Genomic DNA, 23664 nt, shown 5'->3' with positions numbered 1-23664 from the left:
CCGGCAACCCGCCCCGCAGAGGGCACTACATCAGCAGCGTCCTAGGGCCCCGCAGCGCTGGCGTGGAGGTATTCCATCGTGAACGTGATATCGCGGTCGACGAAGAGCGGTTGCGCCAACTGGCTATCACGGAGTCTGCATGAGGGATCACATCGGCGCAAACACCGACATACCACGCCGGTCGGCACCCAAATGTCGAGATTGCGTGACTTCGGCGGACCGTTGGACCCGGCTGATCGGCGCAGCCTGGACACTCATCGCCGCGGTGTAGCCACGCTGATCGGCGCATGACCGCAGCCCCGATCGCTGTTCACATGAGAGGACGCCGATGACCACGCCGAATTCCCTGCTGCCGCAGCAGATCTACGTCATTCGCCACGGCGAGAAACCGGCCGACCCGCCGGCCGCGTCGCCCGGTCAGCCCACCTCAACGCCGGGTCCCCCGTTCGGGGTCGACGTCAACGGCAACCAGAACGCGCATTCGCTGCTGCCGAGGGGATGGCAACGCTCCGGAGCGTTGGCCGTGCTGTTCGACCCCGCCGTCGGGGCGTTACAGGCGGGGCTGCGCCCCCCCACCGCGTTGTACTCGCCCTCCTACGGGCAGCCGGACAAGACGCAGGCTCACCGCACCTACCAGACCATCCAGGGTCTCGGTGGGCGACTCGGCTTGCCCATCCAGTCACCGGCGCCCGAAGGCCAGGAACCCGCCCTTGCCGAGGCGATTCTGGGCAGCGGCGGCCAGGTGGTGCTGATCTGCTGGGAACATGACCACATCCCGGCCCTCGCTCAGGCCATCCCGACGCTCGAGGTCACCACCATTCCCACCAAGTGGCCGGGCGACCGATTCGACGTCATCTGGACCTTCGCCCTCGATGCCGCCACCGGACGCTACATGTTCGGCCAAGTGCCCCAAAAACTCCTGGACGGCGACACCGACACCGTGATCTGAGCCGGCCGGCGTCGGCGTCGCAGTTCTCGGTTACCCGGACCAGCTTGTCGAGATAGAGGCGATTGCGCGCCGCGCAGGTGATACCCGTTGGGGGATATGGCCACTGTCGGACTGTTCGATCTCATGGCCGATGCCTCCTGCGGAGAAACATGAAATTCCGCTAATTACCCGGAACCGAGCCGACTCCGGGGATTCACAAGGCCCTGCGGATCACAGCTGGGTACCTAGTCTCTCATGTGGCCCAGCCCGTGGATTTCGGTGATGCTTCCTGCCGAACCGGTCGTGTGCCTGTGTCTCTCGATTGATTCAGCGAGGCCCCGCCGTGTCACTGGTCTGCCCGGCAGCAGCTGCTGCGCACGCGACGTGCCCATGCACGGCCCGTGTAGCCGGTGGCCGACTGGGCGGGCTGGATCTGCTGGGCCGGCTGCGCGACACGCGACTAGCACTCTTATGTCTCGGCGCGCAGAGCGTTGGAGCGGACCAAGATACTCCTTATGGCCAGCAGACCGCACGCCGGAATACCTTGGGCGGCAGAGGAATCCCGATAGGGTGTGCCAGCCGCGGTTTAAGCCAAATACGCGTCTACTGGGTGGTGTTCACCAGGTGATGGTGAGGTTGCCGGGCCCCTTAGTAGCTGCCGCAGCCGGATCCTAGCCGACTGATCGGTCCATGCAGCAGATCCGGTCCGCTCAGCGGACCGCGCTCTTCCCAAGCCAAGTTTGTGAGCGGATTATCCAGTATTTGATTGAGCCATTCGTGCCAAGGAGCGTGCGCCAATGAGTGATGCCGTCCTGACAACCGGCCGTGCGGAGCGCCCTCAGTTGTCGCTGCTAGGCGGATTCTCGCTTCGAATCGGTGGCGACATCGTGACGCTTCCCCGCCACGCCCGCCGAGTGCTCGCGTTTTTGTCTTTGGACAAAACTGCCGAACGAGACTGTGATCGCGGGGTCTTGGCCGAGACGCTTTGGATGGACGCACCCGTGCAACGAGCTCGCGGCAGCCTGCGCACGGCGTTGTGGCGAATCAGGCAGGCCAGCCCGGTGCTGGTCACGGACGTCGCTGACCGCATCGGCCTTGGCGATGACATCGATGTCGATGCCCACCGGGTCCGCGAGGAGGCAGTGCATCTGCTTTCCGAAGACGATTCGGTGGACCACTCGCGGCTGACCGCGGCTAGCGCTGTTCTGCTACCGGGATGGGACGAAGAATGGCTCGTGCTTGCCCGTGAGCAGTTGCGTCAGCTGCGGCTTCATGCGCTGGAAGCGGTGGGCCGGCAGATGATTCAGCGTGGGCACTACCAGGCGGCGATCGATGTGATGTTGGGTGTTGTCGCCGAAGAGCCTTTGCGCGAGTCAGCCCAGATTGTGCTCATCGACGCACATATCCGAGACGGCAACATGTCGGAAGCCCGTCGTCAACTCGACATATTCGCCACCCTGTTATGGCGTGAGCTTGGGCTGCGTCCGTCACCAGGGCTTCGATCCAAACTTGGGTTGGCGGCTCCGCTCACGGCGGCGAGTGCTGCGCGTGACCGAGCGGCCGCGAATGAGGTTCCTTGTCGGGTTGACGGTCATGAACATGCGACAGTGTTGCGCCGGCCGATGGCTGCGGAGCCGTTTCGTGGTGCTACGGCTTGGCGCCGTTGAAGATCCCGCGGTGCCGGCCGTGACTAGTTGGTCGCGACGCGGCGGTGCTGCTTTGTACCGCCTACCGCCGATGGCGTGGTGGCGGGTGAACGCTGCTGTGTGCCGCCACTGTTAGACCACGGTGTTTAGTGCCGTCCAGTCAGGCAGCGGCTGTGGTCGAGTCGGCAACGTCGCGACGCCGGCGATGAAGTTGCCGACGATAGCCACATATGTGGTGCCATTCTTTGTGAAGCCAGCAGCAGCTAAGAGTGCCCCGCCGGTGCCGCTGAAGACCGTGTTGCCGTTGATGGTCCCCGCCACCCCGCCAGCGACGACGGCGGTGTAGCTCTGGCTTTCGCTGACGAGCCGGTTGGTGTCGACAGCCACCGTCGAACAGCCGCCGAATTGTGTACCGGCGAGCGCGAGGTAGGCAAACAGGGCGGGTCCGGATGTTTGCAGGCCGGGCACGATGCAGTTGATCAAGTTGCTCTCGATGGTCAGTGATTTGGTGTCGATTTGGGTGAACCCGGCCACGCTTGCCAGTTCGGCCAGGCCGGCGGCGACGGTGAGTAGGTTTTGGTCGACGGTCAACCCCGCGGTGCCGGACACTTGTACGGTCTTCGCTGTCTGAGCATCCGCGGCTTTCTGGACATCCGCAGCTACCGATGCCGGGTGCCCGGCCGCGAAGTGTTGGTCGAACTGTGTCATATAGGCGCTTTGGGCCACGGCCGCCTGCTGGCGCAGCGTCGGTAGCTGCGCGACATCGCGGTGAACGATGCCTTTGGGTTGGGCACCGCCCGGCAGGGGCAGAGGGTAAAGCGCCGCAAGGACCTGCAGTCGCAGCAGCACCGGGTCGAACAGGCTGCGGGCGAGGCCGTTCTGGGTTTGCCCTACGGCGTCGGCGATGGGCGCCGCCACCTGCCGTGTGCCGAAATCGGTGTTGGCCGAGGCAACCGCGTCGACGATCCACACACCGAAGTAACACTCGGTGATCAGGTTGTCAGCTACCCGTACCCTGCCGAGCTGGGCGTTCACCAGGATGGCGCCGGTGATGCCGCCGAATTCGTTGTCGGTGATGACGGCGTTGTCGAGTGTCGCCGGCAGCATACTGCCGTCGGTGTTGGGGAGCGCGAATTGGTGCGCAAAGCCGGTGAGCAACAGGGGGGCTCCCGCGACGTTGGCGGTGACCGTTCCGAGCGAAAAGCGGTTGCGGTGCAACCGCAGGCCGGAGATAGGGCCGAGGCCCATGAGGGCGGTGCCGAGCACCGTCTGTGTTGCGGCCTCGCCGTTGAATCCGAACACGCAGCGGTCGATTTCGATCGCGGTGCAGCTCGCCAGGAGGATCGCGATCGACCCGGCGAGGTTGGGGGTGACCGCCGCGCTTGCGGCGCGCACCGCCTCGGGCGTCAACAGGGCTCCGGTTCGGGTCTGCGCGGGTGGGATCGCGGTGGTCACCTGGGGCATGTCGAATTCGAAACCGGTGATCGTGACGTTGTTGACGTTGATCAGCAGCACCATGCCCAGCCCGAACGCGGCTTCGTGACCGGCGGCAACCGCCAGCACGGCGGCGTCATGGCAGGCGCACAACGTGACGTTGTCGAAATTGAAGTTGCCGGTATCGAACAGCACCAGTGGCGCGGTCAGCTCGTAGCGGCCCGGTTGGAAGCAGACGGTCAGCCGGCCGTCGGCGCTCTGGGTGGCGCGGCCTGCGACGGCGTTGTTGACCAGCTGCTGCAGATTGGCTGCGTCGGAGGGGCGCACGTTGATCGTGCAGCAGTCGCAGCACTCGACGTCGATCAGGGGTTTGAAATGGTTTCGGCAGTCCTCAAGGACGGCGAAAGTCTCGTTTTCCCAACTGATCACGGCCAGCGGACAGATCCACAGGTGCGGGCCATCCGGTGGTTGCGCGGGTTTCAGGTACCTGTCCGGGTAGACCGCCGTCGGTGTGGCCGGGCGCACGCCGATGCACCAAAAATCGTCGAGGTGCAGATTGGCGTTGCCGGCCACCGTGATAGTGATTTGCATGCCGGTGCCGGTGAGGGCGATCGGCTTGTTGAGCTGCTGGTTTTGCAGCCACTCTTCCCAGACGCGCAGATACAGCTGCGGATTGATGGCTGGATCGGTGTATTCGGACCCCAGTGGTTGCGGGAACTGAACCGTCTTGGTGTCGGGATCGTAGGGTGCGCTCAGCACCGCGGGCACCCCGCCCAGCGCGGCGACGTATCCTTCGATCGCACCGTTGGTGGTGGTTAACTGTGCCGCCGCGCGCAGCGCTTGGACGGCCTGCCCGGCGCGGAGGCGATGATAGTCGTCGACGGGGGTTTGCTCGAGGGTGAGCACCGGGCCCGGGTTTACGCTCTTGTCCGCGGTGACCCGGTACAGAAACGATGCGTCGTCGTAGCCCCAAAGCAAATTGAACGTGCCATCGGCGTGGACGTCGGTGATCTGGACGCGGATGCACTGGTTCTCGGCGCCGAGGTAGCCGCCGGTGCTGGCCGGCGCGCACGGGTCGGTTTGCGCGGAGCCCGGCTCCCAGGTGACCTGCAGACGTGACTGTGACTGCAGCTCCATTGTGCCCGGGTCGAAGCTGAGCCCCTGTTGAGCCCACGTCTCGTGTTCTTGTTGGGCAGCGTCGGCGCAGGTGCCGGCCGTCGTCGGCAGCCGTTTCACGCGTTGCAGCAGCCGGGTGCGGGCCGCGCCGTCCGGGCCGCCCAGCGCGACTTCATACAATGCGGGGTCCTCCACCGCTGTGACGTCGGTGTCCTGCAGCCACAGTATGATGTGCTCCCGCGTCGGCCGGACCGGGTTTTCGATTTGGAGCGTGTCGAGCCAGTCGGGCTGCTTGGCCGTGTCCATATCCGAGTCCAGCTCCACGCGCCAGCCGCCGACGTACATGGTGCCGTGGCCGATGCTCAAGTCGAATCCTGGGCCTTGGCCCTTGCTGACCGCGTAGCCGTTGTCGGGGGTGCCGGCGGGCCCGACGATGTCGATAATCTCCTTGCGGCGCTCCTCGTCGTCGATGACGCGCTGCTCGTTCTGCTCGGCCTCCAGACTCACCCGGCCCTGCTGCGGCACAACGCCCCGGTACAACCGGGCGGGATCGAAGGACAGCCGTGCTACGTCGGTGGCCATTTTCTGCCTCTCATCAGTTCACCGTCGGGGTCGGCTCCGGGCAGGTGGATCAGCACGGGGCTTAGCCCGACCGGAAGGTATTCCTGCAGCTTGATCAGCAGCGAGCGATCCTTGACCGCGGCGTTGTCGCGGCAGAACACACCCATCTCCGAGCCGTCGTGGCTGCCGGTGAGCAGGCTGGGCGTGCCCCCGGTGTTGCCGCCGACGATGGCGCTGTCGGCGCCGTCGTCCAGTTGTGCGTAGCCCCACTCGCCGAAGCGGCGGCTCACCATGATCGGCGCGCCCGGTGGGATCTGCACCGATTCGTATCGGCGCGGTAGGGCGCTGCCGGTCGACCAGGCCGAGAACCGCACGCAGCCGTCCTGCGCGTTCTGCACCGCTACGACGTCGTCGAGGATCGACTCGCTGCACTCGAGTCGGTGCAGGTAGGCCGGGCCTAGTACGGTGCAGCGGGTCAGGTTGGCGACGCCGGCATCGGTGGTGATCGCGGCGTCGGCCAGCGCCAGCGGGTAGGCCTCGGCCAGCAGCTGCCGGTTGAGGGCCTTCAGGGCGTCACCGCTGGGATTGGCCGCGACCGCGGCGCGGGTGGAGTCGCGCAGCGCGCGGTCGCGGAAGCGCTCGTCGGTGTAGATGAGCGGCCCGTCGATGACTTTCTGTAGTGCGGTGATGACCTTCTGTGCGTCGGCGTCGCTGAGCGGGCCCGCACCGATTTGTGCAGCCAGCCACGTCGCCAATGCGTCGCGTGGGTGGTTGAGCGCGCTGATCAGCGTGTCTGGGTCGCGCAGGTGGGTGAGGGTGCCGGCCGGCTCGGACGGCAGCCCCTGCAGGATGGAGTTGCCGACGGTGAGCGTTTCGATCACGCCCGCGGCGCGGGTGCGGATGGGGCCGGTGATGCAGCGGTCGACGGTGAGTGACTGCACCGTGCCCTCGACCCAGACGGTGACCGGGGACAGGTCCCGCCTGTCCGCGCTGACATCCCAGGTGGTGGCCGGAGACCGCAGCGATCCGCTGGTGCCGGGATCCAGGGTGCAGCACGATAGCTCCACGTCGGTGTAGGACCCTCGCAGCACCAGGTCGGCGCCGCTGAGCAGGAGCCCTTCCAGGCGCAGTGTCGCGTTGTCGCCGGTGAACACCCATTCGGTGCCGGCGGCGGTGCGGATGACGGCGCGTTTTTCGTCGTCTGCGCGGATCGTCACGTCCGTGACGCCAACCGGTGGGTTGCCGACGCCGGTGACGGTGAGGCCATCGCGGATCACGATGGTGCCGGAGGACCCGAGGGTGGCGATCGCGTTCGTCAATTCGTTGGCCGACCCGCCGGGGATGGTGGTGACGGGCGGTGGGTCAGCGGGCACCGTTACGCCGAGCTGGCGGCGGTCGTAGGGTCCTGCGCCGATCAACGAGAACAGCCCGTAGTGGTAGCCGACCTCGACCTCGGCGGGAGCGCCGGCCACCATGTGGAATCGCCCCACCTCCGGCCAGACCTGTACCTGGCCGACGGGCACGATGTCACCGGAGTCGGCCGCGCTCACCGACAGCGACGCGCCCCACAGTGTGATCGCGTTCGGGTCGGGGTAGTGGGTTGGCCCGGGCGCCGCGGTGATCGCCTCCCACAGGGCGTCGGTGAGTGGCATCGGCAGCTGCCACACCGGTACCGGCAGCCAGTTGTCGCCGTAGTCGTTGGGGCCGCGCGCGGCGGCGGTGAACAGCGGGATTTGTCGGCCCGTCGGGTCGACGGCGAAGTGGCCGGGGCAGTTGGTGACCGGCACCGGGCTGGCGCGGTCGACGGCCACCGACACCGTTCGCCACAAAAAGAAGCCGATCTTGGGGATGCCGTACCAGCCGAGGTTGCCTTTGCCGTAGCGCACGTCGAGCCGGTGCGCGTATTCGTCGAAGGCGGTGCCGGTCAGGGCGGCCCCGAGCGGGATGCGCAGGTCGGCCCACCCGCCGGCGGGTGTGCCGGTCAGCAGGCCGGTGAGCTGTTCGAGGCGCTGCAGGGTGAGCGCGGCGGTGGGGTCGGGCCCGGAAGCGGGACGCCCGATCGCCGGGTCGAGGTTGTGGCGGTTGCGCGCCAGCCGGCGGAAGAACTCGATCACCCGGGTTTCGTAGCCGGTGACGTCGTGGGCGAGTTGTTCGAGCAGCGCGACGGTGCCCTTGCGGCGGCGGTAGTAGATGGTGTTGGCGACGTCGAGGCGCTGGCCGCGTTCGTCCATGGCCGGGACGAGATTTGTAGCGAGCAGCTGGGCGATGTACGGGATGACCCAGCTGTCGCAGGTCTCGATGGACTGGTCCTCCCAGAGCCGGTCGATGCTGCGCCGCACCACCGCCATCGAGGCGCCGATGCGGTTGAGCAGTTCGCGCAGCGGGCCGTCGCCGTCAAGGGTTTCGCTGTCTGCGGCACGGTAGGCGGCCGGCACCAGCGACCACAGCTTGTCGGCGTAGCGGGCCTCGTAGGCGTCTTGGACGGTGTCGGTCACGTAACAATTCCTCCCGACAGCACAAGGTTCTGCGGCTGCAGCGTGAAGAAACCTCCGGCACCGGGGTCGAATCGGGGTCCGCGCGAGACTTGCCAGATGACGTCGTTAAAGGTGCCGGTCCACCAGGACATCACGAGGTCGGGTATCGCCAGCACGCCAGGCACCGCGGCGACGACCTGCTCGATGCGGCTGCGGTAAAGCGGCTCGCCGAGCGCGAGCACACCGGGCGCGAAGATGTTGTCGATCAACGCGGTGCGGATCCGGTGGCGCACCGCGTCGGCCACGTATGACGGGTCAAGCAGCAGAGTCAAACACAGCACGCTTGACCACTCGATCGCGGGCAGCACCACCAGCGGGCGGTTGGGATCGGCCTGCGCACGCAATGCCGCTTTGGCGCTGGCGAGCGCGCCCGCGTCGTCGCCCACGTACACCCGCACCATGGGGCGCTGTTCGGTCGGATCGAACTCCCAGACCGCCGCGGCTCGGGTGACCCCGGGGGCGGCGGCGGCGACCGCGGCGTAGTCGTCGCCGGAAATGGCGCGCCCGAACGTCAGCACCGACTGCGGCGCGAGGCTGCGGATGCTGTCGGCGGGTTGGGGATCCGACCCGCCGGCGGGTGCGACGGGGTTGCGCACCGAGCGCAGGTTGGGCACCGCGGTGAGCACCTGGGTCAGGCTTCCCGGCGGGGGCACGGCCGCGCCGGACCCGGTGCGGTAGGTGGCCACCACCTGCGCGCCGCTGGGCAGCCGCCGGCCGGTCTGTCCGTCTCCGGTGTGCACGTGGGTGCGGCCGGTGTCGTCGTTGTAGGTTTCGAACACGGCCTCGTCGGGACCGTGGCCGTAGAGGGTGGGCACCTCGGTCCAGTACCGGTCGTCCACGCTCAGGATGACGGTGGAGGAGTAGCCGTCGGCGGATCGGCCGGGGTAGTCGGTGAGGAAGGTGACCGGTTTTTTCGCCAGGGTGAAGTCCTGCCCGGGTTGGGTGGCGTCCCCGGTGCCCAGCGGTTCGTCGCGCACCGTCGTCCCGCGGGTGACGGTGATCAGGTCCCACAAGATGCGCAGCGGCGCCATCAGCGTCGTCGTCGGTGACGTCACCGCGCCGCCGGTCGCGGGCGGTGCGAGGGCGACGGCGGTCGAGTCCGCGGCGGGCACGGCGGTGACCGCGGCGCCGTTGCCGGTGGTGTCCTCGAGCAACGCCGGGGTCGGGGAGCCGGCGGCCGCGGCGGGCCTGGCGGCGAGAGTGACCGTGTCGGGCAGGGCAGTGAGCGTCTGGACGGGGGTGTTCAGCAGGGTTCCGACGTCTCGCCATCCGGTGCGCACCGTGACACCTTGGGTCGTGTCGTTGGTGGTTCCGTAATGGCTGAGGTCGCCGGCCACGGTCAGTTGGCTGACGATGAGCGGGATGCCCGGGTAGTTTGGGTCACCGCTTTGCGGCGGTTGCGTCGGCTGCGTCGAATTAGCGTTGGCGTACCACAACACCTCGGCGTATGCGGTCAACTGCAGGATGTTGGATTGGGCGGAGCTGGTGTCGGTAGCTGGGGTGCCGATCAGCAGCGGGTCGCCGGCCTTGAGGTAGCGGGCCGGGCCGGCGAGCACGATGGTCGTATCGGTTATCACGGCGGCCTTGGCCGGCAGGGTCGACAGGTGCTCGGTGCGCGTCGCATACAACAGTCGGTAGCCCTGGGCGTCTGCGTTGGTCGGCAGCTGGGTGGTGAGTTCCAGCAGCACGCGGGTGTTCTTGCGGCCCTGCGGGTCGGTTTCGGGTACCAGGCCGGTGACCGTGACCAGCACCGCGTCGGTGACGGTTTGCCAGGTTGTGGGCATCAGCAGCAGCTGATCGCCCACGGCGATCGTGGTCGGGGTCCCCTTGACCAGCGCGCCGCGGCGTGCGATCAATCCGGTGTGTGGCGGGGGCTGCGCGGCGCCGGGCACCGCGGTGGAGGGCCCGTCCACCGGCGGGGCGGTTTTTAGGTCGTCGGGGGTTGGACCCGGGACGCTGGTGGGCTGGGTAAACGTGGTCGTGGAGGTCGTTTCGAAGGTTTGCGAATCGACGTCGGGTGTGGCTTTGGAGGCGATCGCCACACCGCTGGGCACGATCAGCGGTTGCGGCGCCGACGCGATCACCGCCAGCGTGCCGACCGCGCCGATGCCGGGGCGGGGACGGTAGCCGAGCAGGCTGACCAAATGCCCGACGCTGGTGTCGAGTTGCGCGGTGCCCAGGTAGTCCTCGTTGGCGATGCGCTCGTTGTAGAAGGTGAGGATGTCGGCGATGTAGGCCCACCAGTCCAACAACTCCAGGCCCAGATCGTCGGCGGCGGTCGGCTTCCAGGCGCCCAGTTGGGTTTCGCCGGGCAGCGATTGCAGCAGGGCGCGCCGGAACGTGCCGAAGGTGCCGACCCGGTAGGCCAGCTGGGTCAGCCCGGCGGGGTTGCTGATCGGAAACCGCGTGGGCAGCTCCCCGCAGCCGGTGGGGCAGCCGCAGGAGCAGGTCATCTGCCGCCCTCCACCCCTACATACAGCGAACCCCGGTCGGCGCCGCTCGGGTCTTGGTCGCAGCGCAGGATCTGGTCGCTGCCCACCGTGACGGTCTCGGGCATCGCCACGTAGCCGGGAAGCCATCCGCGGCGGCGGTAGTAGATGTCGATGACACCGTCCACGCCGTTGGCGCGCTGAATCGCCGCCTCCAATTCGCTGCGTTCCAGTGGCGTGCCGAACCGGAATTGGCCCGGTGCCCAAAACCCGAGGCGGCCGTCGCACATCACCCCGGTGCCAAGCTGCTCCAGCACCGCTGCCTCGACTTCGCCGCGCAGCGCCCACGGGTACGCGCAGACCACCACGATCAGGTCGAGCCCGACATACTGCGGGTCGGGGCTATACACCTCGTAGCCGGCGATCCGGCGCCGGTCGAGCAGTTGGGCCAGCTGGGTGCGTTCGGGCGGTGTCGCTTGTTCGGTGGTGCGCGGCTGGGCGGTGGTGAACACGGTGGTCCAGCTGCCGGTCCAGCGCATCACCGTGCCCGCGTCGAGCACCCAGGTCAATTCCTCGGCGGCCTGGTTGTAGTCCTCGGGTCGCACGGCCCGGAACTGCTGCGCCCGGAAGGCCTGCGGTGCGCTGGCCCGCACGTGATCGATCGGCTCCGGGTCAGCCCCGCCGCCGGCGGGAAACGGATTGGTGGCCTTTGTGACGAAGTGGGGGCTTAACGAGGCCGGCACGGTGGTGACACAGTCGGCGGCGATGTTGCCCGCCTGCCCCGCGGTGACGCGGTAGGTGACCTCGAAGCGTGCCCCGGTAGGGGGCCGGTCGCCGAAGGTTCCGGTGCCGAACCGTACCGAGTCGGCGCCATCTCCGTCGTATTCGAACCAGGGCAGCCCGCTGCTGCGATCGGCGCGAATGTCGATGTAGGCGATCGGTTCCAGGGTGTAGGCGGCCTCGAACGGGTCGGCGTCGAGCAACGAGCGGCGCCACAGCCAGGTCGGGGGTTCGTCGCCGGCCTCGGCGGGCTCCTGCGCGACGCACACCTCCGGGGTGATGGTGCCGTCGGCGCGCGCCAGCCAGGCCACCCGCCCCTGGGTCAGGGTGTGCAGGTAATAGGGCACCGCGTCGCCGCAGCCGGCGTCCGGACCGCTGCGCGCCACGGCCGCCAGGGGCGCGTCGGGACCCGCCTCATCTGGGTCGATGACGAAGGTCTCGGTGTAGCGGCGCCCTTCTACCGCATCAACAAGGTTGCCCGCCAACACCGTTCGGTTGTCGGTCAAATCATGCTCGGCGGTCAGCGCTTCGGTCGGGTCCCAGCACAGGTGGGTGACCTGCTGGGGCAGCTGGGTGACCGGATCGAGCAGCAACTGGTCGGTCTCCTCGATGGCCGCTGTCAGGTGCACGATCTCGCGGGTCGGCGGGTCGACGGGGTTGGCCGCCGCGGTGTCGATCAACAGCGCGATGCCGACGGTGCCCAGCTGCGGGTCCCCGACCGGGAAGGCCTGGCCGTGGCCCAGCACCCACATCTCGGTCGCACCGACCGGCAGGCAGGATTGGCTGTCGTCCCACAGGTAGGGTTTGATGCCGCGGTTCCAGCGCGGGTCCACCCGCAGCACACCGGTCGTCAACTGACCGGTGTCGGGGTCGATTAGGCCGTCGCCGAGCTCGAATGTCAGCGACCCGCCGTCGGGCAGCGGCGCTTCCACGGTGACGGATTGCGGGATGACGGCGGTGGTGACATCGATTTGCATCAGCACCCGCGCCGAGGTCGCCGGTCGTGGCTCGTAATCGACCAGCCGGGCGTGGCGGATGACCGAGCTGCGCTGCGTGGCGGTGGCCAGGGTGGCCTCGTTGGCGATCCGGTCCTGTAGGTAGCTCAGGTCATCGCCGGTGGCGCTGAGCAGTTCGGCCAGCATGATGCCCAGGTCGGGTTGGTCGCGCTCCACCCAGTCGGGGTAGGCGCTGGCCGAGTAGTCCAGCAGCGCCGAGCGGAAGCTGGCGAAGTCCTTGGCCAGGTAGTCGATGGCGGGCCCGCCTCCGGGTGCCTGCGGACACGGCGTCGCGGGCGCGCAGTCGAGGGTGGAGGGGCAGCCGGCCTTGAACGAGAACGACGCGGACGCGTAATAGGCGTCCAGCGCGCTGCTGTCGATGTGCAGCACGTACCGGGAGAAGTCCCCGGCGAACGGGGTATGCAAATCCAGTGTGGGGCGACCGTCGTCGTCGAAGCCCCAGTCGGTGGCGGCGATGGGCTGCACAGGCACCGACGGCACTGACTCGCCCCCGGTGATGGTGACCGGGTCGGTGGGCGACAGGGTGCCCTGCACCGCGACCGTGTTGAGCAGGGTGCCCTGCACCGCGACCGTGTTGAGGAAGTGCACCCGCAGCGATCTTTGGTCAGCCGTGATGATTTCGACGAAGTCGATGCCGTTCAGTGTTGTGTTTATGGCGGCCAGCAGGGCGCCGAGGCGGTCCGGCATGTCAGCTCACCTGCACCGTGACGGTTGACGGGGTCTGGGTGTCGACAAGGGTGTAGTTCACGGTGATCAGCAGCTGGCCCTCGTCCAGGCCGCTGGCGGGGTCTGTGGCGCCGGAGATCACGCTGACCTCGCCGAGGGTGACCTGGTCGGCGAGCCACTTGGTGATGGCCTGTTGGATCTGGATGCGCACCGTGGCGGTGAGCGCGTCGGTTTGTGGTGCGAACACCAGCCGGCGCAGCCCGCAGCCGAAGTCGGGCAGGCAAACCCGTTCGCCGGGGCTGGTCAGCAGCAGTTGCTGGATGAGCTGGTCCACGTGGGCGGGGTAGGTCGCGCGCGCGACGTGGCGGGCCGCGGGGTCGATGCGCAGCGGGTAGGCGTAGTCGTGGCGGATCACAGACCGCTCACCTTCGGCTGGGTGGTTTGGATGATCACCGGGCCCTGCGGGGCGCCGTCGGCGGCCACGCACAGGCCCATGCTGTCGGTTGTCAGCGGTGCCGCCCCGTCGGCCGCCCCGCGCAGCGCGGTGACGATCCACTGCACCTGCACGCATGGGTGTGGCGCCACCGGGGCGAAGGTGCATCCGGCGATCGGGAAGGTGTCGCTGGCCAACACGATCGGATCACCGCCCAAGGTGATGCTGGAGTCGGCCGGGATAGGGCTGACCATGCCGCCGTGGGGGCACATCAGCGTGCTGCTCGCGGTGAGGTAGTCGCCCATCACATCACCTTGAAGGCGTCGTCGTTGACCGCGACCGCGTCGTCGGCGACGGCGACCGACATGGTCCCGCGGGTGGTTTTCACGCCGCTGCTGTCGAAGGCGACTGTGCCGCCATTGGAGTCACTGATGGTCACCGCGTCGGCGTTGTCGTCGAACAGCAATTGGTGCGGGGCCTGCGTGACGATGCCACGGGTGGTGGGGTTGGCCTCCGAGGGCAGTTCGCCCTTGCGCCAATAACACCCGCTCCAGATCGGCTGCGACACATCGCCGCCCTCGAATTCGATCCACACACCCGCACCGGGGGAGGGCACGAAGAAGAACCCGACATCGGGCCCGGCGTACGGCACGCACGGCAGGCACCAGCCGGTCGGGGTGGTACCGAGCACGGCCGGCACCGTCGCCCGGATGCGCAGGGTGGGGGCGTCGACGTCGATGACGGTGCCGCGGTATTTGCCGTAGAAGCGGTTCTGCAGACGCTCGGCGAGTTCGAACAGCAGGTCCTCGTTCATGGCGTCGGCCCCATCGCGTTGCGGACCAGCACGAACGCCATGGAGTGGGCCTGCGTGGTGATGCTGTGGCGCACGCTCCACACCAGATACGAGCCCGACAGCAGCGACCCGCATCCCTCGACGGCCACGACCGCGCCGACGCGCAGCACCTGCTTGAGCACCGCCACGTCCGCGGTGCCCTCGCATTTGGCGAACCAGTCGGCCTCGCGCAGCAGTCCCCGGGCGCGCGCCGGAAGCTCGGCGGTGTCGGCTGCGGCGGTGAGGATCACGGTTTTGGTTTTGCCGGTGAAGGTCTGAAGGTCTTGGGCATCAAGGGGTTTCAGTCCGGAGTCGGAGGTGTCGGCGCTGAAGCCGCCGGGGTCGGCGTCGGTCAGGCTGGCTTGGCGCGCGGCCACCGACGTCGGGCGCGCCGCGTCCCAGGAGAAGTCCAGGGCGGTGACGCTGCTCTTGGTCGGGTCGTTGACGTCGATGGTGATGGCCGGGTCCGCGCTGAGGTTGGGTGTGGCGAAGTAGCCGGTGCGCTGGCCGGGTGTGTCGGCGCAGATCACCCTGAACCAGCGGCCGGTGCGCCGGGCGAGCCGGCGCAGAAAGTCGGCGTCGGAGCCGCGTTGCATCAGCGTGTGCTCGTCGTCAGTATGCGACGGGGCCGATTCGGCGCTGTTGTCGTCCGCGGGGGCGCACCCGTAGTTCTGGAAGATCTGGTTGGCGACGTCGACGTCCGACAGCCCGGACCATTCCTTGGCGGTTTCGGTCAGGCTCATCAGCACCGTCGCGTCCTGACCCCAGACGTCGACGGTGGCGCCGACCAGCCCGGTGGGCATGTGCACCTTCTGGGTGAGTACGTAGCCGTCGAAGATGCATTGCTTGTTGCCGCCGCCGGGGGTGGCGACCACTGCGATGTTGGCGTAGGGGGCGATGCGGGCATCACCGATCCAGGTCGGCTGGCCGTCCTTGACGGCCACCGGCACCCGCAGCGCGATCGCGCCGGGCAGGTCGGCGTTCTCCTCGATCTCCAAGTGGCTGACCAGGTCGTAGAACTGCTGATCGGCTGGAGTGCCGTTGAACGAAACCTGGTAGGTCGACATGGCCGCTCACCGCCCGGTTCCCGGCGCCGGGATACCGATGTGGGCGTGGGCGGCCAGCGCATCCGGCGACATCGCGTCGTTGGTGTCGCACAGCAGCCATGCCTTGGTGGCGTCCTTGACGAACTGGTAGGCGATGACGTCGAGGCGTTCGGCCTCGCCGCGGCGATACCACCCGATGGGTGGCGGCGCGGAGGGGGGCGGGATGCGGGTCACGGTCACGGCCGTGCCGTCCGGCAGGGTGACCTGGTAGGTGCCGGTGGTGGCGTAGCGGCTGTTGGAGCTGAACATGGCGGCCTCAGACCGGCAGCATGCCGAGGATGGACTCGGCGGCGTTGATGAGGTTGGCGACGGCCAGCGCCTGGCGCAGGCCTTGGGTGTAGTTGCTGGCGGTTCGCGCGACGTCGGCCAGGGTGTCGGTGTCGTGCGCGAGTTCGTCCTTGGTCAGCACCTTCAGGGTGATCTGCACCTCGGCGTTGCTGGGGTTGAGCAGTTGGTCGTAGAGCTTCTCGTTGATGGTCAGCGTGGTCACCCGCACCGGCACGATGCGGCCGGGCCCCCACACGAAGAGCACGGTGTTGAGGTAGTTGGCGGGTACGTCCCGCTGTACCCCCCCACCGCCACCACCGAGACCAAGGGCCCCGCCGATCGCGGCGGTCACCGTGCCGAGCAGTCCTCCGGTGGTGGCCGCGGCGGGGTAGAGCAGCATCTCCAGCGCGGCGATGCGGGAGTAGACGCCGCTGACTTCGGCCAGCCCCGCGCCGACCGAGCCGTCGGCGATCGAATCGGCGGCATCCAGCGACAGGGTGAACGTGAATGATTCGCCAGGGTTCCCGTTGACGGCCAGGGGATTTGAGGTTGTCTGGTTCGGGCCGGCCGACGGCGCGGGGGCCTGGGTCCAGGTGTGCGTCATCGTCTCCGGGTTGTATTGGAAGACAATGATGTTGGGGATCGGGATCAGACCGGTCGGCATGAATTCGACGAGCGCGCCACGCAGGTAGGTCATCGAGCACCGTCCCGGCGAAGAGCGTCCTCGATGACGCCGGCGATGGCATCGGCGGTCTGCTCGACAGTCTTTCCGGTCTGCGCGGGAAGGCTGACCGCGACACTGTCGGCCGATCGCAGCGGGATTCGCCCGAGAGCGAGCGCGACCAGTTCTGCCAGGCGTCGGGCGTCGGCCTCCGACAGCGCACCGGGGTGCAGGCTCAGCCGACCGATGGTCACGGTTTGCGCAGGTGCGGTCGCGGTGTGCGGTGCAGTCATCTGCGCCCCCTCCTGCACGGTCCCGGTGGTGTCATTGGGCCACCGCCAGCGGCCGCTCCGCGCGTAATACCGCGCCCCGTTTGGCCATCTCGCGACGGCACGCCTCCAACACCGTCGGTAGGGTGATCAGCCCGCCGCTGCTGCGCGCGTCGAACGCCGCCGACAACGCGATCGCCTTGATTTCGGCGCCGGTGAGCTCGATTGAGCTCGCCAGCCAGTCGTGGTCGAGGTCGGCGGTGATCTGCTCGCCGGTGGAGGTGTGTGTCGGCAGCGCGAGCCGCCACAGCCGCAGCCGCTCCGGGGGTGCCGGGGCAACGAAGTCGATGACGGTGCGCAGCCGCCGCAAAAAAGCCGCGTCCAGGTCGCTTTTGCGGTTGGTCGCCAGGATGGCGACGCCGCGAAAGGTTTCCAGTCGCTGAAGCAGATAGTCGACTTCGATGTTGGCGTAGCGGTCGTGGGCGTCGTGCACCTTGGTGCGTTGCCCGAACAGCGCGTCGGCTTCGTCGAAGAACACCAGCACGTGGCTGCGCTCGGCCTCCTCGAACACCGTCGCGAGCAGCTTTTCGGTTTCGCCGATGTACTTGCTGACGACGCTGGCCAAATCGACGCGGAACAGATCCAGCTCCAGGGATCGGGCCAGGACCTGCGCGGCCATCGTTTTGCCGGTGCCGCTGGGTCCGGCGAACAGTGCGGTGACCCCCGCCGTTGTTGGCACGAGGCGTCGAAATTCCCAGCGGTCCAGGACGTCTCGGCACAGCAGTACCTCGGTGCACAGTCGCCGCAGCGCGGCCTCGACATGGCCGGTGACGACTAGGTCGTCCCAGTCGTAGGGCAACGCCAACGGCGACATCGACTGGCAGGTTCCGCGCCGGACCCGGTTGCGCAACACCCGCGCGGCCACCGCCGGGCCGGCCGCCGCGGCGGCGGCACCGGCGCGCACGTCGGCGGGGGTGAGGTCCCAGTCGGTGACCAGGCGCGGGGCGGGTGCGGCGGTCGCGGTGGCCCACAGCCACTCGCGCTGCTCCGGGGTGGTCACCGGCATCGTCCAGCTCAGTCGAACGTGCCCGTCCTCCCGGGTGGTGGCGGTGCGGGCGACAAAGCTCATCGGCGTGCCGGCGCTGGGGGCCGGATCGGGCTGCTCGCCGTCGGCGACCCGCAGCGGCACCGCGTCGAGCAGTCGCGCTGCGCGCAGTCCGCGCATCCCGGAGTCCGGGTGGATGAGCGCCACGCGGCGGCCCAGCGCGGCGCCCAGTTGGGCGAGCAGGGTTCTCCTGCCGCAGCCGGTCGGGCCGATGAGTTCGATTTCGGTGCAAACCGCGTCGATAGCGGTTGCGGCGCTGTGCATTTCGTGCAGAAGGCCCGGATGCAGGCACTTGAGCTGTGACACGTCCAGCCAGGACACATCACCGCGCACCTGCGCCCAGTCGTCGCAGCCGGCCAGGTAAGCGGCGACATCGGCGTCGAGCATCCACGGTGTGGTTGATTGCCACCCGTCGTCCGGTGTGGCCAGCTGCCAGCGCACCACCTGTGACGCGGGCCCGGGCTGATAGCCCAGCGGCCAGTTCCACAGCTGCGCGGCAAGTGCCGGCGACGGCGGTACCGGCGCGGCGGTGTCATCGAGGTAGCCGAGCACCCGCGTCAGCCGCGGGTGCAGCTCGCAGGCGGCCAGCAGCGCGAGCCACTCCACTTCGCGCGCGCCCAGGCCCAGCGTGATGAGCCGCGCCCAGCGACTGTCGGCGACGATGGCGGCCCGGGCGGCATTGGCAGCCTGACCCACCGTGTCGGGGCGCGGGGTCTCGGTGACCGCGACGATCTCATCGATCACGTCATGCATGCTGGCCGAGCTCGGCCGCTGCGTCCATTGATCGCGCTGCGCGTCGACCTGCACGCCGGCCAGGTGATGCATCGCGGTGAGCCAGTGCATCTACACCACCGCCCACAGCGCGGGGTCGGCTTCGACGTCGCCGGCGCGCAGGCCGATCTGATGCTGTCCTGCTCGCGTGTCGGCCGGTGCGGCGAAGGTGATCTGTGTCCCGCCGCTGCACTGCCACTGCCCGGCGCCGGGTGTGGAGCCATCGGCGATCCGGGTGAGCTCCACCGCGCCGAGCCTTAGCACCGCGCCGCTCTCGGGCACGTTGCGCACGTCCAGGGTGTAGATCCCGGCGCCGTCGTGATTCAGCAGCGGTCCGCCCGCGGGATCGATCCACGACGCGACGTTCAGGGGCACCGGGTTGGAGCGGAACCCCGGCACGGTGGGACGGGTGACGACCAGTTGATACCGGCCTGGTGCCCGAGCCCCGGCGCCCTCCGGCGGGCGCAGCAGGAACGGCACCCCCTCGGAGGGCGGCGTCGGATAGGGCGGGCTGACCGGCACCTTCCACGTGGCGGTGATGTCGGTGTCGGTGGCCTTGCCGGCCGCGTCGTACGACACCAACAGCACCGTGTCGGTGTCGGCCAGGTGCAAGCCGTCCAGCGCGACCACTTGGCCTGCGACCGCCGCGGGGGCGGGCGCCGTCGACGCCGGTGACTGCTGAAAGACCACCGTCGACGGGCCAGGCGCGGTGTATTTGACACTGCGCCAGGTGGTAAACAAATGCGGCAGCGTGGGGTCCGTGCTGGGGCCGGCCGGCGCAGCCGCGAGGTTGATCACCTTCGGCAGTGGCTCGTCTGCGGGCGGCGGTTGATCGGGTGTCAAGAACACGACACTGACCCGGTATTGCGCGGTGGTGCGCAGCGGAACGCCGAGGGATTGCCACAGTCGGCTCATCTCGTCGAAAGTCGGTGATTCCATCACCAATGTCGCCTCGCTCGGCGTCACCGGATTCGGCCCCGGTGTGGGGGTCGCAAGGGTGAACGTCGCGTGGTCGTGCAATGCCCTCATCGCGATGCCCAGCACCTGCTGTTCGTGTACGTAACTTGTCTGCGACTGCGCCGAGAGCATGTACCACAGGTCCAGCGACAACGGTTCGAACGCCACGGGCTGCTTGCCGGCGCCCTGGGCAGCCTGGGTCCAGAACTGGTTGGCCAGGAATTTGTCGACGCCCACATGGAACAGGTAAAGGCTCAGCTCGCAATCGGATCCACCGGTCGGCGTCTCGGGATGCTGACCGCTGACGTTCACCGAAAACGGCGGTGCATGCCCACCGAACAAGGAGCTGGTATTGATGGCGCTGCTGACGATGGTCAGCAGCGCGTCGGTCACCATGGACAAGTCCTGCATGGTGGTCAGCCCTGTCCGAAGCCGTACGTGGCGCCGGGGCGGCTCAGCCGGCCAGCCTGCGCGGCGGAGACAGTCGGCGGCGCCGGTGCGGTGGCGGCAAGCGGGATGGGCGCAGGCGACGGTGGCGGAGCCGCGGTGGTGACCTCGATCGTGCCGATGTGTACGTGCGGCGTGGGCGGTGCCGGCGCCGCCGCGGTTGTCGACGGCGAATGCGGGGGCATCGCCGTTGCGGACGGTCCGGGTCCGAAGCGCGCGGCTGGGTGGGTATGCCCCGGCCGCGGAAGGGGAGCCGAAACATTCTGCTGTTCATGCTGTTTCAGCGTCTGTGGTTTGCGGGGTGCGGTCGGCGTTGGCAATGACAGCGCGGACAACCGTTCCCAGGCCGCTCGTGTCGCCGCGGGCAGAGCCGTCCAGGCAGAGGTCGCGGTGGCGGCAAAAGCCGCCGCATCGGGCGGGCGGGCGGGCGGATTCTTGGTCGACGGGACCAAAGGGGCTTCGTACTGAGCCGTCCCCGACGGGCCGGCTCCTGGTGGGGCGGCCGGGGCAGAACTGCTCGAGTGTCGGCCCGGTTGGGGGCGCGGCGTCGGCGGATCGGCTGAGGCCGGCAGCGCAACCCAGGGCTTATCCGCGCGCCATGCCGGTGCATCGGCGGGTGGCGGCATCGGAGGCGGGGACGCCTCGGCGACAACGTGCGCCCCGGCCTCGGTAGAGATTGTGTGCGAACCCGGCGACACCAGCGGAGTCGGTTCAGGCCAAGACGCAGAGGCTGATTCGCCAACCTTCGAGGGCGGGAAAGCATGGCGGGGCGGGGCGACCGGCGGTACAGCAGGACGCGTCACGTCCGCGGTGGGCTCGTCCTCGGCCACGGACGCTGGGAGGGTCGGGCCCCACGCGATCCGCCGGGGCGGTCGTGCGCCGTTGTGACGGCCGCCGCCGTCGAGGAGCCGGTCGAAATAGCCACGCCGGTTAGGCAACTGCCACCCCCAGCTCGGCGTGGGCACGGCCGGCGATCATATCGGCGTAGCGGCGCCGCCGCGCCGACGGCAGGTCGAGAATCACGTCCTGGGGCCAGTGATACACCGACGCAATGAGATTCACGTCGTCATAGACCGACGCGGCCAGAAACCGCAGCTCTGCCATGCACAGCTCGCGAGCGTCCAGGTCCAGCAGCACCGGCGCCGAGCACTCCGGGCACGTCCCGGCGACGTCCCCGCGCAGCGTGGGCGCCAAACGGCTCAGCGCGTTTTCGATCGCACGCACCGCGCGAGAGGACAGCGGTCCCCGGGTGCACAGCCTCAGCAGCATGTCGCGCGGGGCGGCACAGCCAGCGGCCGAGAGCGCGTCACCGACCGTCGGCGCGCGGAACGACACATCCGGCGCGGATCGCAGCGTGAACCAACCACCGGCTGCGGGCACCGCTGCCCGTGATGGACGCGGGCAGTGGTGATCGGCGTACGCGGCGACACTGAACTGCACATCTACCGGGGTCGCACACCGCCGGCAGTGGCCTTCCGCGACAAGGGAGTCACCGCGCAGCTCCCAGCGCCGGGCCACCACGAGCCGATCCAGGTCGCCGACCGGCAACTGCGACGCATCGACGGACACACTGCGTGAAACGTAGTCCACGGCCCCGGCGAGACCGGGCGGGCTGTCCGCCAACGCGATATCGTCGTGCCCGTTAGACGCTCGCCACTGCGCCTGCTGGCGGCTGATCGGCAAGGTGACCATGGCGGAGTCAGAGCTCTTTGGGCTCCGTCAGCGACAGGTCGCGCTCCCAGCCCTCGTTTTCGACCTTGATGTGCGCAATCGCGACCGCGTTGGCGCCGGCGTCCAGGTCAGGCAGCGCCTGGTACTCCGACACCCAGGCGCGGTGCACAACGTAGCGCATCACAGGCTGCGCCTCTTCGTTGAGCAACTCGATACGAATCTCTTTGCGCAGGTTCGCCAACGACGAGTTCGGTGCGCCCTTGTCGAGCACCTGTACGGCGTTGGCCCACTGTTCGAAGGAGTCTTCGAAGGTGACACCTTGCTCCAACGTGATCGGCTCGTATTTAGTCCGGCCAAGTCCCTTGCGGATGAGGTTGTCACCGCCCACCTTGTGCTCGATCACATCGGCGGAACGCTTGATGGCGGTCACCTTGCTGACACCGGCAACCGGTGACGTCGACGTGTCGAAATACACCAGGAACCGATAGGTCTTGTACGGGTCGAACCGGGAAACGTTGACGGAGAACGGTTTAGCGGCCATGACGATCTCCTAGGACTGGGTCTGACCAGCGAGCTGGGCAATCTTGATGATGACGAACTCGGCCGGCTTGAGCGGGGCGAACGCCACGACGATGTTGACGATCCCGTTGGCCTGATCGTCGGGCGTCGTCGTGGTGGCATCGCAAACGACCTGGAACGCCTGGCTGGGCGTCGAGCCCTGAAACGCGCCCTGGTTGAACAGGCCGAGCATGAAGTTTTCGATCGTCGTCCTGATCGACACCCACAGCGGCACATCGTTGGGCTCGAAGACCACCCACCCCAACGACCCCACCAGGGACTGCTCCAGGAACAGAGCCATCCGACGTACCGGCACGTAGCGGTACTGCTGGAAGGCGGGGTTGGCGGCGACAAGCGTCCGCGCGCCGAACACCACCGTACCGATCCCGGGCAGCGTGCGCAGGCAGTTGACCCCGATCGGATTCAGGGTGCCCTGCCGGGCATCGGTCATCCGTCCCAACGGCACCACGCCGGTCGTGTTCGACACCAGCGCCTCGTAGCCGGCCGGGGCCTTCCACACGCCGCGGTAGTTGTCCTCCCGCGCGATCACTCCCGCGACAAAACCCGACGGCGGGATTGTCAACGGGTTCCCGGTCGACGGGTCGCTTGACTTCAAGTAGGGGAAGTACAGCGCACCGTTCTGGCTCTTGGGCACCGAATTCTCCATGACATCGGCGATCATCGGTAGCGGTGATCCCGTTGGATCGGCGACCGCCTCGGCGGGCGGGTCGACAACCATGAACGCCCGCTTGCGTTCCGCCACCGCCAGCGCCTCGCTGACCACCCCGGGATCCCAGATCCCCGGTGTGAGAAGCAGATTGAAGATCGGAATCTTGTCAAGGGCCAGGTCCGGCTGGAACGCGTTGGTGAAGTCGCCGGGGGAGTAGGTGGTAAATGGGTCCGTCGGAAGCCCGCCGTCGAGCGGTATCGAACCGAGCGGCGTCGGCGGGCTGCCGAGCGGACCCGTCCAGTCCGTCGGATAACTGCCGCCTGTCGGGTGCGCAACGGTCACCAGAGACGAAACCTGTTGATCCGTGGTCCCGATCCGCTTCTCTAAGGTGGTGCCCGTATCGGTCGGACTGAGGATCACTCCTCTGTACGTCTCGGCGGCTCCGCCGTAGCCGATTGTGATATCAGCAAGGTCAACCGGGGCGCCGGGGATGTCGGGGGTGGATTTGCGCGGATTGAGTATTGACACGGTCAGCTGGCGATTGGCGTCAACTGGTTCAAGGCCGCTGAAGACTATGCCGTGGGTGTTATCGCCAAGGGTGAGCGTCGGCGGCTTGAGGTCGGGAGGCGTGCCGGCGCCCAGGAGGTGGAACGTCGGCTGCAGGGCGATGATCCAGGCGTCCGCGCCGCCGTTGAGGAAGAATTGGAAGACCGCGCGGCCGACATCATCACCCAGCCAGTCGACATCGAACAGGCCACCAAATTCACGCTCATAGTCGGTGAAACTGAAAATCTCGACGGCCTCGCC

At 68.1% G+C, this 23664-nt stretch carries 19 protein-coding genes; 2 read left to right on the top strand and 17 right to left on the bottom strand.

All coding sequences use genetic code 11. The annotated features are described in order from the left end of the window. The first annotated feature begins 328 nt into the window (after positions 1 to 328). Together ACLP9N_RS07295 and ACLP9N_RS07290 are read left to right on the top strand one after the other, a co-directional pair. Complete coding sequence (locus ACLP9N_RS07295; RefSeq protein ID WP_442406763.1) at positions 329 to 949, top strand: hypothetical protein; 621 nt, start codon at positions 329 to 331, stop codon at positions 947 to 949. A 776-nt stretch (positions 950 to 1725) separates the two neighbouring features. After that, positions 1726 to 2595, top strand: coding sequence for an AfsR/SARP family transcriptional regulator (locus ACLP9N_RS07290; protein WP_442406762.1), 870 nt, complete (start codon positions 1726 to 1728; stop codon positions 2593 to 2595). A 111-nt stretch (positions 2596 to 2706) separates the two neighbouring features. Here ACLP9N_RS07290 and ACLP9N_RS07285 read toward each other — a convergent pair whose 3' ends face one another. The 17 genes from ACLP9N_RS07285 to ACLP9N_RS07205 form a co-directional block, all read right to left on the bottom strand. Further along, complete coding sequence (locus ACLP9N_RS07285) at positions 2707 to 5706, bottom strand: DUF6519 domain-containing protein (RefSeq protein ID WP_442406761.1); 3000 nt, start codon at positions 5704 to 5706, stop codon at positions 2707 to 2709. Further along, positions 5691 to 8180, bottom strand: coding sequence for a hypothetical protein (locus ACLP9N_RS07280; protein ID WP_442406760.1), 2490 nt, complete (start codon positions 8178 to 8180; stop codon positions 5691 to 5693). The genes ACLP9N_RS07285 and ACLP9N_RS07280 overlap by 16 nt, the downstream gene beginning before the upstream one ends. Then, on the bottom strand, positions 8177 to 10672 hold the full coding sequence (locus tag ACLP9N_RS07275) for a putative baseplate assembly protein (RefSeq protein ID WP_442406759.1): 2496 nt from the start codon (positions 10670 to 10672) through the stop codon (positions 8177 to 8179). The genes ACLP9N_RS07280 and ACLP9N_RS07275 overlap by 4 nt, the downstream gene beginning before the upstream one ends. Next, the gene (locus tag ACLP9N_RS07270) at positions 10669 to 13131 is read right to left on the bottom strand and encodes a baseplate J/gp47 family protein (RefSeq protein WP_442406758.1); all 2463 of its coding nucleotides are present in this window, start codon (positions 13129 to 13131) and stop codon (positions 10669 to 10671) included. The genes ACLP9N_RS07275 and ACLP9N_RS07270 overlap by 4 nt, the downstream gene beginning before the upstream one ends. A 1-nt stretch (position 13132) precedes the next feature. After that, positions 13133 to 13525, bottom strand: coding sequence for a GPW/gp25 family protein (locus tag ACLP9N_RS07265; protein ID WP_442406757.1), 393 nt, complete (start codon positions 13523 to 13525; stop codon positions 13133 to 13135). Then, a complete protein-coding gene (locus ACLP9N_RS07260; RefSeq protein ID WP_442406756.1) occupies positions 13522 to 13848 on the bottom strand; it encodes a hypothetical protein in 327 nt (108 codons plus the stop codon). The genes ACLP9N_RS07265 and ACLP9N_RS07260 overlap by 4 nt, the downstream gene beginning before the upstream one ends. Then, the gene (locus tag ACLP9N_RS07255; RefSeq protein ID WP_442406755.1) at positions 13848 to 14357 is read right to left on the bottom strand and encodes a phage baseplate assembly protein V; all 510 of its coding nucleotides are present in this window, start codon (positions 14355 to 14357) and stop codon (positions 13848 to 13850) included. The genes ACLP9N_RS07260 and ACLP9N_RS07255 overlap by 1 nt, the downstream gene beginning before the upstream one ends. Then, a complete protein-coding gene (locus ACLP9N_RS07250; protein WP_442406754.1) occupies positions 14354 to 15442 on the bottom strand; it encodes a contractile injection system protein, VgrG/Pvc8 family in 1089 nt (362 codons plus the stop codon). The genes ACLP9N_RS07255 and ACLP9N_RS07250 overlap by 4 nt, the downstream gene beginning before the upstream one ends. A gap of 6 nt (positions 15443 to 15448) precedes the next feature. Beyond that, the gene (locus ACLP9N_RS07245) at positions 15449 to 15730 is read right to left on the bottom strand and encodes a hypothetical protein (RefSeq protein WP_442406753.1); all 282 of its coding nucleotides are present in this window, start codon (positions 15728 to 15730) and stop codon (positions 15449 to 15451) included. 7 nt (positions 15731 to 15737) lie between these two features. Continuing rightward, the gene (locus tag ACLP9N_RS07240; RefSeq protein WP_442406752.1) at positions 15738 to 16445 is read right to left on the bottom strand and encodes a hypothetical protein; all 708 of its coding nucleotides are present in this window, start codon (positions 16443 to 16445) and stop codon (positions 15738 to 15740) included. Beyond that, complete coding sequence (locus tag ACLP9N_RS07235) at positions 16442 to 16702, bottom strand: hypothetical protein (RefSeq protein ID WP_442406751.1); 261 nt, start codon at positions 16700 to 16702, stop codon at positions 16442 to 16444. The genes ACLP9N_RS07240 and ACLP9N_RS07235 overlap by 4 nt, the downstream gene beginning before the upstream one ends. Before the next feature lie 31 nt (positions 16703 to 16733). Then, complete coding sequence (locus ACLP9N_RS07230; protein WP_442406750.1) at positions 16734 to 18626, bottom strand: ATP-binding protein; 1893 nt, start codon at positions 18624 to 18626, stop codon at positions 16734 to 16736. Continuing rightward, complete coding sequence (locus tag ACLP9N_RS07225) at positions 18627 to 19922, bottom strand: DUF4255 domain-containing protein (RefSeq protein WP_442406749.1); 1296 nt, start codon at positions 19920 to 19922, stop codon at positions 18627 to 18629. Positions 19923 to 19927: 5 nt separating this feature from the next. Further along, positions 19928 to 20923 (bottom strand): hypothetical protein, encoded by a 996-nt coding sequence (locus ACLP9N_RS07220; RefSeq protein WP_442406748.1) that lies wholly within the window; start codon positions 20921 to 20923, stop codon positions 19928 to 19930. Further along, positions 20889 to 21650, bottom strand: a complete 762-nt coding sequence (locus tag ACLP9N_RS07215) for a hypothetical protein (protein ID WP_442406747.1) — start codon at positions 21648 to 21650, stop codon at positions 20889 to 20891. Before ACLP9N_RS07215 ends, ACLP9N_RS07220 begins: the two co-directional genes overlap by 35 nt. 7 nt (positions 21651 to 21657) lie before the next feature. Further along, positions 21658 to 22170: a phage tail protein gene (locus ACLP9N_RS07210; protein ID WP_442406746.1), complete on the bottom strand. Its 513-nt coding sequence runs from the start codon at positions 22168 to 22170 to the stop codon at positions 21658 to 21660. A 9-nt stretch (positions 22171 to 22179) separates the two neighbouring features. Further along, on the bottom strand, positions 22180 to 23664 hold a 1485-nt coding region (locus ACLP9N_RS07205; RefSeq protein WP_442406745.1), incomplete at its 5' end, for a phage tail sheath family protein.

The organism is Mycobacterium sp., assembly GCF_052144515.1.
Lineage (GTDB): Bacteria > Actinomycetota > Actinomycetes > Mycobacteriales > Mycobacteriaceae > Mycobacterium.
The sequence above is the reverse complement of the archived record's forward strand: the minus strand, read 5'-3'. Positions and strand labels throughout refer to the sequence as shown.

Coding starts and splice junctions, on each gene's coding strand:
- ACLP9N_RS07270 (WP_442406758.1), bottom strand. CDS start 13,131: ATGCCGGACCGCCTCGGCGCCCTGCTGGCCGCCATAAACACAACACTG.
- ACLP9N_RS07290 (WP_442406762.1), top strand. CDS start 1,726: ATGAGTGATGCCGTCCTGACAACCGGCCGTGCGGAGCGCCCTCAGTTG.
- ACLP9N_RS07240 (WP_442406752.1), bottom strand. CDS start 16,445: ATGACCTACCTGCGTGGCGCGCTCGTCGAATTCATGCCGACCGGTCTG.
- ACLP9N_RS07215 (WP_442406747.1), bottom strand. CDS start 21,650: ATGGTCACCTTGCCGATCAGCCGCCAGCAGGCGCAGTGGCGAGCGTCT.
- ACLP9N_RS07245 (WP_442406753.1), bottom strand. CDS start 15,730: ATGTTCAGCTCCAACAGCCGCTACGCCACCACCGGCACCTACCAGGTC.
- ACLP9N_RS07210 (WP_442406746.1), bottom strand. CDS start 22,170: ATGGCCGCTAAACCGTTCTCCGTCAACGTTTCCCGGTTCGACCCGTAC.
- ACLP9N_RS07235 (WP_442406751.1), bottom strand. CDS start 16,702: ATGACTGCACCGCACACCGCGACCGCACCTGCGCAAACCGTGACCATC.
- ACLP9N_RS07275 (WP_442406759.1), bottom strand. CDS start 10,672: ATGACCTGCTCCTGCGGCTGCCCCACCGGCTGCGGGGAGCTGCCCACG.
- ACLP9N_RS07295 (WP_442406763.1), top strand. CDS start 329: ATGACCACGCCGAATTCCCTGCTGCCGCAGCAGATCTACGTCATTCGC.
- ACLP9N_RS07230 (WP_442406750.1), bottom strand. CDS start 18,626: ATGCACTGGCTCACCGCGATGCATCACCTGGCCGGCGTGCAGGTCGAC.
- ACLP9N_RS07250 (WP_442406754.1), bottom strand. CDS start 15,442: ATGTCGACCTACCAGGTTTCGTTCAACGGCACTCCAGCCGATCAGCAG.
- ACLP9N_RS07285 (WP_442406761.1), bottom strand. CDS start 5,706: ATGGCCACCGACGTAGCACGGCTGTCCTTCGATCCCGCCCGGTTGTAC.
- ACLP9N_RS07225 (WP_442406749.1), bottom strand. CDS start 19,922: ATGCAGGACTTGTCCATGGTGACCGACGCGCTGCTGACCATCGTCAGC.
- ACLP9N_RS07255 (WP_442406755.1), bottom strand. CDS start 14,357: ATGAACGAGGACCTGCTGTTCGAACTCGCCGAGCGTCTGCAGAACCGC.
- ACLP9N_RS07260 (WP_442406756.1), bottom strand. CDS start 13,848: ATGGGCGACTACCTCACCGCGAGCAGCACGCTGATGTGCCCCCACGGC.